The organism is Parabacteroides sp. AM58-2XD (genome assembly GCF_003463685.1).
GTDB lineage: Bacteria > Bacteroidota > Bacteroidia > Bacteroidales > Tannerellaceae > Parabacteroides > Parabacteroides segnis.
In genome coordinates this window covers 1-6,366 of sequence record NZ_QSDP01000181.1, presented here as the reverse complement: position 1 = coordinate 6,366, position 6,366 = coordinate 1, and the positions used below count along the sequence as shown (strand labels likewise).

The following is a 6,366-nucleotide window of genomic DNA, read 5'->3' as shown; positions in this document are numbered from 1 at the left end:
TAGTCTTTATTCGATATCAAAAAATAATTTGTGAAAAGCAAGTGATAATAAGAGATGGAGAAATTGCTCTTTCAAAGAGTCTATCAGTAATTGAATTTAATAAAACTCTGTTAAGTGAAAAGGAAAATGAACTTAAGTTGAAAATGAAAGAATTGGAGGATAATGTCGTAACGATTCAATCATTGATGCTTGAAAAAAAACAGCTTGGAGAATCATTGGCTCAAAGATGTAAAGTTTTAAATGAAGAGATAGTCACTTTGCAAAGTGAAATCGAAAATAAGGATTTTTTATATGAAAATAAACAACATGAACTTCAATTAAAAAGGGATGAATTAGAAAATACTGAAGCAAAAATTGAATTCATAGAATATGAAAAACAACAACTAAAGAGTGTATATTCTGCGCAAGCAGATGCTTTAGATAAGCAAATAACTATATTGCAGAGCGATATAAAAGCGAAAGAGTCTGTTATTAAGAATTTGAGAAATAAATCGAGAGGATTTTTACGTAAATATTTAGAAAATAACTATCCGCAAATGAAAAAACTTTATGATAAGGGAGATGTTGTTGTCAAATACTCAGATAAAGAATGGGAAGTTTTTGAGGAGTTGTTTTGTTCTATTTATCCTAAATTAATACCTAAGCTTTGTAAGAATTATCCTAAAATGAATAAAAAAGAACAGAGGTTCTGTTGTTTGTTATTATTAGGTGTAAAAACGGCAAAAATATCGGCAATTATGGATTTAGAACCTAATACCATTTCAAAATATCCAACTAACATTCAAGAAAAATATTTTGAATCGTATGGGAAAAAATCATTAGAAGATATATTGCTTAGTATAGTGTAAAATCCATATTTCAAATTTTGAACATTTGTTGCTTTGAGTTAGTTGTTGATAATCAATGTGCTGGTTCTGTTTTTTTATTTGTTAAATCCATATTTTTTCAAAAAAGGATTTGTTATTTTGCTGTACAAACAACAAATTAAAGTCAATTATGAAAAAAACAGTTATCTTATTCTTATGTATGCTTGTCGCATTTAGTGCATTTTCCAAAATAATGGATTCAAGAGATATCCATTTAAAAGCACGAAAGGCGGATAAAGATGTTCTCCGTAGTGTTATTCCTGTAAGGTCTTCTTTGGAAGGAAATACAATTTTAATCAACTTTTTTAACGCTCCGCAAAATGTAACAGTGACAGTACTGGATGCCGAAGGTAATAAAGTTTTTATAGAGGCCTATAGTTCACCGCAAATCGTTAAATTGCAGGCACATTATGTATCTGGTTCCTATACGCTTGAAGTAGCCTATGACGATACATGTTTATATGGCGATTTTGCAATAGAATGACCATTCCTTATACGTGCCAAATAATGGATATAGCAGTGAGCTCCATGAATATAGTAGATGGTTTATATAATTAAATAGTCCAATATACTAGTGGGGTTCACTGTGTGTTTTTTAACTAGAAGCGAATCTCTATAATTCTATAAGCTAAATACTATGATCGACATATCCGTCATAATGCCTGTCTTTAACGAAGAGAAGTATCTTCATGCAGCAATTGACAGCATACTTTCTCAGACTTTTGACAATTTTGAATTTATTATAATAGATGATGCGTCAACAGATAATTCATTGCAAATCATTAAGTCTTATACGGATAAACGTATTATATTGATTTGTAATGAATATAATGTCGGGAACTATCCTTCCCGGAATAGAGGATTGGAGCTTGCCGTTGGAAAATATATTTGTGTTATGGATGCGGACGATATAGCCTATCCTCAAAAATTTGAGTTCCAATATAAGTATCTGGAAACTCATCCGGATATTTGGGGAATAGGTACGAATTTTATTTTCTCGAATCCGCAGATGAAACGACATTTATCCTTATCATATGAACAATTGATGATTCATTTGCTTCAGAATAATACTTTTTTGCATTCATCTTTGATGATACGAACTGATGTGATGAGAATGCATGGCGGATATGATGAAAAATATATCTACTCTTCCGACTATGACCTTATGTCGAGGCTTGCATTATCAGGAAAGGTCGAAAATCTGCCGAATATATTGATGATGTGCCGTTGGCATGCGTCTCAGATATCCCAGTTACATCGAGATGAACAGAAAGCATTTGCTTATGATATATGCCGTAAATATCAGATTGAATTTATAAACCGTTATAGGAGCGCCAATCAGCAAACACCGGACGAGTGGACTGTCGGTATTCCGCAAATTGGACGAATTATAGCATTGTATACTTATGCGAGTTATACCGGAGATGTGATTTATGAAAAACAAGCGGATGAGTTATTAGAGCAATTATTGGAAAATGATATAGAAATTATTCCTTCTTTAGGACGGGAATGTAGTTTATGTAGCTTGGGATGCGGTCTTATATACATCCTGCGCAATGGATTTGCCGAAGGAAAAGAAGATGAAGTGCTGGCGGAACTGGATAAACGCCTGCTCATTCTCTGTATGAATTGGAAAAAAGAAGAAGTCTATTCTTTATATGGTTGGATACATTATTTGACGCTTCGGATAGATGTTTCGGAAGAAAGTTCTGTAACTCTTTTCAATAAACAAAACCTGATCCAATTACTGGATCGTCTGGAAGAGGTGGGAATGATTGATGAGTGTTTATTGAAGGACATCCGGATAATAGATGGTTTGGGGCTCTTTCCAGAGCGAACTAAACGGTTATTAGGAACGAAAGAAATTGTCAGTACGAACTACAATGATATAGAAAAACCGCTAGATGATGTAGTTACATTCGTAATCCCGGTTCGCATAGACTCGTCTGAACGGCAGGCAAATCTGGATGTGGTGTTAGATCAGTTATCGAAACGTACACATACTAAAATAATAATATTAGAAGCTGATTCCGGTCCCTTATATAAAATGCCAGAAAATTATCCGAATGTGACTTACTTATTTGTGAAAGACGATAACCCGATTTTTTACCGGACGAAATACCTGAATGAATTGTTAAGGCAAGCCGATACATCTATTGTTGGTATATGGGATACCGATGTGATAGTTCCGGATAATCAGATAGATTGTTCGATAGACGACATACGTGAAGGAAGAGCAGTCATGAGTTTCCCTTATGACGGATGTTTCAATTTTTGTTCGTTGGAAGATAGTTTTGTATTTCGAAATAACCGTTCTATTGATTTTTTGAAAGAAAGAGAACATTTTAACCGTGTTATTCATTCTGTCGGTGGTGCTTTATTAGTACACAGGAGTATTTATTTGAATGCAGGGGGAGAGAATGAGCACTTTTATGGTTGGGGGATGGAGGATCAGGAACGTGTAAAACGGATGGAAATATTAGGACTACCAGTTTCTCGAGTTACCGGAGTTTTATACCATTTGTTTCATTTTCGAAATGGAAACTCCCGATATTGTAGTGAACGGCAGAGGATAGAGAGCGGTAAAGAGTTTATGAAAGTTTGTAGTATGTCCAAAAATCAACTAAAACAATATATATGTAGCTGGAATAACATTGCTACGAATTTTGAAACTCAAATTTATTTATCTTTAAACACCAATGAAATTATATCGATCTAATTACGAGATCGTGGCTAATTATTAGCTTGAAATCCATGTTTTTGTAGGGCTCTTTTAATTTTACATAGCATGGAAGTTTAGCGGGTTTATTATCAGGGTGTTGTGTGGCGTGTTAAAATAGATTCAATCCACTTTTTATTTTTTTAGGTCCATACCTTTGTCTTGAAATTTAACAATAAATCTACCATGAAGCAGATGTATGCATTATATATAGGAATTGGGAAGTATCTGGATATCCGGTCAAAAGAATTGGCAGGTTATTTGATAAATCTTCTTTCAAGTCTTTATCAGGTTCATTTGATAGGGGATTTGTTTAATGACCAATCTCAGGAGTTAAGAAAATCTTATGATTTAATTTTTATTCAGAACTCTATTAGTCTGATTCATTATAAAAAATTGATCAAACAGTATGTGAAATGCCCGGTATTATTTGTTACAACTACCCAAAATATAGATAGTTATGTTACTCCTTTTGAAAATATGTTTGGTGTATTAAATATGGGAAATATAGTTCTGTCTACTCTAGGGATACCAGAAGAAATGGAAATCCGTCTTTGTTGTCCGGTGGAAAGGACAGGTAATTATTATTTTTACGAACAGCAGCCGGAGGTTTGTCGTATCGTTTATTGTCCAACCGGAAATTCAGTAGGCGAGAACGATTTCAAGTTGTTGACTTTTCTGGGGCAAACCAATGCCTCATTGACCATTGTTTCCGATGAATATGCGTGTTTGAGAAATGCCTTTCCTCCTTTCGTGACAGTTGTGTCGCGCTCTTCTTGGTTTTCAGCTTATAAGCAAGCGCATTTAGTGGTGGCATCCGGTTCGGAAGCTGTGCAGGCATTAGCTTTATGCAAACCTTGTGTCGTTATGGGTGATTACGGTTTGGGCGGATTGGTGACTTCGGAGAATTATGTCCAATTGCAATCTGTCCATTTTAAGGGGCGTAAGGGAGGAAGCTTCGGAGAATCGGTTTCTCCAGTTTTGCTCGAATCAGTGATACGAAAAGTGTTTGCATTTGACCGACGGGAAGATGTTTTAGCTCTTCAGAAACAGGTATTGGCAATTTATGGAAAGCATGTATTTAAGACAAAACTGTTACAAGAGATAGAGCGGATTACAAACATGTCTACATATATGAACAATCGTCAGAAACGGTTGTTATTGAAACCCTGTTTGTCTTCACTTTTTGCGGTGGAAGAATTGGATGGTAAATCGTATCTGAAGCGCGGATTGATTTGTTTCGAAGAACTGGATCAGGAAATGAACGATTTGTTGGATCAGTGTGATGGGGCAGTTTCTATTCAGGAACTGGCGGAAAGGAATGGATACGACCGTGAAGATTTGGAAATCTTATGGTCGAACTTGTATGAGTTGTGGAAAGAGAAACTAATCCTTTTTGCCTTATGAAACAGTTGCCGAATTTTGACCTGAGCATTGTGGTACCGTTGGGTGACCGGTTGGAATCGTTTGTGGATAGTCTTCCTTTGCGTACGGCTTATTACGAACGGAACGGCATAGAGGTTGTCTTGCTGGTGGATGAAGAAGCGGATTGTCGAAGTTTGTTGGCATGTATCCGTAAATACCCCTTTATTAGTTGGAAAGTGGTGGCTGGATCGTGGCAAAATAGTGCGGTAGCCTATAATGAAGGTATCTGTCAGTCGATAAAAAACTATATCCTGTTGATGTTCCCTGAATCTCTCTTTCAAGCGGATGTCATTTATGAATTGCGTGTGACGCTGGATGAATACCCGTTGCATTATGCGATCGGTTTTTCCTATGGCTGTTTGATGGTGAAGAAAGAGTATTTGGATTTGGTTGGTGGTTATGATGGACAATTCGATGTACTGGAAGGGGCAGAAGAAAACCTGTGTCGACGTATGGAACTGGCGGACATTCACCGTTTATATTATCCAGATGCCTTGTTGCAACTGGGGGAAAGCCGGTTATCGGAAGCTTTGGAACAAAGCGTACCAGAGGATCTTTTGTATGAAATGTTGTTACCCATAAAAAGCAAGGCAGACAATCGATCAAAAACGGGATCGGGAAAGTTGCTTTATGATTGGCAAGAACATCCATATGCAAATGAACAGTGTCGGGAGTATCTTTCGGCATTGAAGCAGTTCGATATTCCGTCTGACGTGGTCTTTGAAAAGTTTTATCCATTGATTGCGTTGATCCCGACTTATAATGAGTCGGAACGGATCACGGATTGTCTTCGGAGTGTGGAGAAATATTGTGACGGGATTATCTTATTGGATGATGACAGTCAGGATGATACGTATGAAATGGCCTGGTCCGATAAACTATTATTGAAAGCAAAGAAAGTCCGCACGGAGTTCAATGACAAACAGAACCGGAATATGTTGTTGGATATTGCTTCTTTTTTCAAAGCGGGATGGTTTATCTTCATAGATGCGGATGAACGGTTTGATGATCGTTTTGTGGATTTGCGGGAGGTGATGAAGATCTCAAATGTAGATATAATAGGTGTTTATATTGCGAACTTATGGAATAGTACGGACACATACCGATTTATGAAGGATCCGTATGCAAAGAACGGGTTATGGCTTAGATGGAGAATGTTTAGAGATAAGGGGAGAATGCAAATAGTAAATCAAAGAAAATTACATTTTCCTTCAATTCCTTATGCGGAGAAAAATTGTAATTTTTTTGAAGCAAAAACATTGTTACTCCATTTAGGATATTTAAGTCAGAATAAACGGAAATATAAATATGATTTCTATCAAATAGAAGATAAAGATAGAATCTTATGTTATGATG

Annotated in this window: 5 protein-coding genes; all 5 read left to right on the top strand. The window is 36.1% G+C overall.

The window, feature by feature from the left end; genetic code table 11:
• Positions 1-848, top strand: an 848-nt coding sequence (locus tag DXA15_RS25380; RefSeq protein ID WP_158579714.1) for a hypothetical protein, incomplete at its 5' end; no start/stop codon positions are given.
• Between the two features lie 148 nt (positions 849-996).
• Positions 997-1,350, top strand: a complete 354-nt coding sequence (locus DXA15_RS24295; RefSeq protein WP_128135753.1) for a DUF3244 domain-containing protein — start codon at positions 997-999, stop codon at positions 1,348-1,350.
• A 153-nt stretch (positions 1,351-1,503) separates the two neighbouring features.
• Positions 1,504-3,585 (top strand): glycosyltransferase, encoded by a 2,082-nt coding sequence (locus tag DXA15_RS24290; protein ID WP_128135752.1) that lies wholly within the window; start codon positions 1,504-1,506, stop codon positions 3,583-3,585.
• Positions 3,586-4,083: 498 nt separating this feature from the next.
• Positions 4,084-4,992, top strand: coding sequence for a hypothetical protein (locus DXA15_RS24285; protein WP_128135751.1), 909 nt, complete (start codon positions 4,084-4,086; stop codon positions 4,990-4,992).
• The coding region (locus tag DXA15_RS24280) for a glycosyltransferase (protein WP_128135750.1) at positions 4,989-6,366 on the top strand (1,378 nt) is incomplete at its 3' end. The genes DXA15_RS24285 and DXA15_RS24280, both read left to right, overlap by 4 nt.